The organism is Enterobacter cloacae complex sp. IR5458 (genome assembly GCF_049238025.1).
Lineage (GTDB): Bacteria > Pseudomonadota > Gammaproteobacteria > Enterobacterales > Enterobacteriaceae > Enterobacter > Enterobacter kobei.
This window is the reverse complement of the sequence record NZ_JBMKIF010000106.1, coordinates 1-2251: the sequence shown is the minus strand read 5'-3', so window position 1 is coordinate 2251 and position 2251 is coordinate 1. Positions and strand designations below refer to the sequence as shown.

The 2251-nt window shown below is 55.2% G+C and carries 2 protein-coding genes; both read left to right on the top strand.

Annotation, left to right across the window (positions count from 1 at the left end; translation table 11 throughout):
* Positions 1-166 precede the first annotated feature (166 nt).
* A complete protein-coding gene (gene umuD / locus ACOTYN_RS26140; protein ID WP_200928219.1) occupies positions 167-598 on the top strand; it encodes a translesion error-prone DNA polymerase V autoproteolytic subunit in 432 nt (143 codons plus the stop codon).
* Positions 598-1869 (top strand): Y-family DNA polymerase, encoded by a 1272-nt coding sequence (locus ACOTYN_RS26135; protein ID WP_088545115.1) that lies wholly within the window; start codon positions 598-600, stop codon positions 1867-1869. Before umuD ends, ACOTYN_RS26135 begins: the two co-directional genes overlap by 1 nt.
* Positions 1870-2251 lie beyond the last annotated feature (382 nt).

Genomic DNA, 2251 nt, shown 5'->3' with positions numbered 1-2251 from the left:
GTGGCTTATGAAGACATTACTAACATCGGGGTGTACTAATCAACGGGGAGCAGGTCAAGCTGGGAGTGATGTTCCACTATGGGAAGCTGAATATGGCGTTCTGAGCCTTCCCACCATGATCGGGGAAGACCCATACATATACAGTTTTTTTTAGTCGGAAGGTAATATGAAGCTGCAGCTTTTTAGCCCCGGGACAGATACCCCGCCACAGACCCATCCGTTTTTCGCCGATCTGGCCAGCTGCGGGTTCCCGAGCCCTGCCGGCGATTACATTCAGTCAGATCTGGATCTGCATGAGTACTGTATACGCCATCCGAGCGCGACTTATTACCTCAGAGCCAGCGGAGACAGCATGGCTGACGGCAGCCTTTACAACGGCGATCTGCTGGTTGTGGACAGTGCGGAGAAACCCCGGCACGGCGATATCGTTGTGGCCAGCGTGCAGGGGGAATTTACGGTCAAACGGCTCCTGCTGACGCCACGACTGACACTGCAGCCCATGAACGCCACCTGGTCCCCCATCTATCCTGACACGGACGAACTGGACATCTTTGGCGTCGTCACGCACATCATCCACCGTCCCAGGGAGATGTACTGATGTTTGCCCTGGCCGATGTGAACAGCTTCTATGCCAGCTGTGAACGTGTTTTCCGCCCGGATTTAAAAGGGAAACCCATTGTCTGCCTTAGCAACAATGACGGCTGCGTGATCGCGAGAAGTGCCGAAGCGAAGCCCTGGATTAAAATGGGGACCCCGTGGTTCCAGATAAAGAACGAGATTTACCCGGAAAAAATATACGCATTTTCAAGTAATTATGAGCTTTACGCCTCAATGTCAGCGCGCGTGATGAGCTGCCTCGAGGAGCTGGCGCCGAGGGTGGAACAATATTCGATTGACGAGATGTTCCTCGATCTGAGCGGTGTGTCGCATTGCATGGACCTGGAAGACTTTGGCCGGCAGCTGCGCCAGCACGTGTATGACTGTACCCGCCTGACCATCGGCGTGGGGGCTGGACCTACGAAAACGTTGGCAAAATCAGCTCAGTGGGCCTCCAAAGAGTGGAAACAGTTCCGGGGCGTGCTGGCCCTGACGCGGGATAATCCTCAGCGAACCCGTAAACTGCTGTCACTTCAGCCGGTCGAAGAGATCCGGGGCGTGGGAAATCGCATTGCACGCAAGCTTAATGTACTGGGTATCAGGACCGCACTTGATCTGGCCCTGACGAACCCGGCCTTCATCCGGAAAAATTTCTCCGTGGTTCTCGAGCGAACGGTGCGCGAACTGAACGGGGAAAGCTGCATGTCGCTTGAGGAATCACCACCAACGAAACAACAGATTGTCTGTAGTCGCAGCTTTGGCGAGAAGATCACGGAGTACGATTCGCTCCGCCAGGCTGTCTGTCAGTACGCAGAACGGGCCGCTGAAAAACTGCGTCAGGAGCACCAGTATTGCCGGCACATTTCCGTTTTCGTCAAAACGTCTCCGTTCGCCGTTAAAGAGCCTTATTACGGCAATGTGGCCACGGAGAAACTGCTTACCCCCACTCAGGACACCCGGGACATTATTGCGGCCGCCACAACGGCTTTGGAGCGCATCTGGAAGGATGGCCACCGGTATGCCAAAGCCGGAGTGATGCTGAATGACTTTACAGGCTCAGGTGTTTCGCAGTTGCAGCTGTTCGACGAACGGCCACCACGTCCTCACAGCGCTGAGCTGATGAAGGTTCTTGATGGTATTAACCATTCCGGCCTGGGACATGTCTGGTTTGCCGGACGAGGAATTGCACCTTCCTGGCAAATGAAACGCAATATGCTGTCCCCTGCGTACACCACCTGCTGGAAAGATATCCCCATCGCGAGGATCAGTTAAATTTCGCCTTTCAGAGAGAGCCAGTAGTGCTCGCCGCAGCTGAACGACAGGGCGAAGCCCGCGAGTGAGCGAGGAAGCACCAGGGAGCAGAACGAACATAATCTACTGACGCGCCGTATGCAGGACCAAGACAAAACGCCCTCAATATGGATGATGATAACCGATTACTGAATAGAATGGGGCCATGGTCCCGGTTCCTTCCGGAGCGTGCAGCGAGTAATCCGGCCGGGCAACCGGGTGGCTCATGACACTGTGGTGCATAGTGGGACCGTGGTCCCAGTTCCTTTTGGAGTGTGACGTCAGCATTCCAGCCGGACAGCCGGGTGGCTCATGGCACTGTGGTGCATGGTGAGACCGTGGTCACAGTTCCTTTTGGAGTGTG

Coding starts and splice junctions, on each gene's coding strand:
- umuD (WP_200928219.1), top strand. CDS start 167: ATGAAGCTGCAGCTTTTTAGCCCCGGGACAGATACCCCGCCACAGACC.
- ACOTYN_RS26135 (WP_088545115.1), top strand. CDS start 598: ATGTTTGCCCTGGCCGATGTGAACAGCTTCTATGCCAGCTGTGAACGT.